Genomic DNA, 575 nt, shown 5'->3' with positions numbered 1-575 from the left:
TAAGGCATAGACCGGATCCGGAATCGTCCTGAGGCGCTCCGGAAAATCTTCATCCGCGATCGTCCAGGCATCCGGGGTATCCGGCATGTCCAGTGCACGTTCATATCGTCTTCGCTCGTTCGCCGACACCGGGAGTTCCCGTGGCTCGATCCATCCGAAACGTTCGATCAGCTCGACGATTTTCCAAGACACCCCGCAGGCCGCAAGACGGGGATAAAGTTCCTTCTTCATCCGAAAACCTCCTTTTATATAGAAGAAAGCCGTCCTGATCATTCAGGACGGCTTTTCGCCTTCTTACTTCTTCTTACTTCACAGCCGATCCAGTGACACACTCGTCATAGATGCCTGCTTCTTTGATGACACGGATGAGCGTCTCACCGATGATTGCCGGTGTTTCAGCGACTTCGATCCCGTTCGCACGGAGCGTCTTGATCTTCTCAGCTGCAGTTCCCTTGCCTCCAGAGATGATGGCGCCCGCGTGGCCCATCCGTTTGCCTTCTGGAGCCGTCTGTCCGCCGATGAAGCCGATTACCGGTTTCTTCATGTTCGCTTTCACCCATTCAGCAGCCTCTTCT

General features: G+C 54.6%; 1 protein-coding gene and 1 pseudogene. Both read right to left on the bottom strand.

All coding sequences use genetic code 11. The annotated features are described in order from the left end of the window. The coding region (locus D1614_RS24520; protein WP_206610186.1) for a hypothetical protein at positions 1-231 on the bottom strand (231 nt) is incomplete at its 3' end. A gap of 73 nt (positions 232-304) precedes the next feature. Next, positions 305-575, bottom strand: a pseudogene (locus D1614_RS24515) (hypothetical protein); the annotation flags it as partial.

It is taken from the genome of Maribellus luteus (assembly GCF_003576475.1).
Classification (GTDB): Bacteria; Bacteroidota; Bacteroidia; order Bacteroidales; family Prolixibacteraceae; genus Draconibacterium; species Draconibacterium luteum.
Note: the sequence above shows the minus strand (reverse complement) of the source record. Positions and strands in the feature narration are given on the sequence as shown.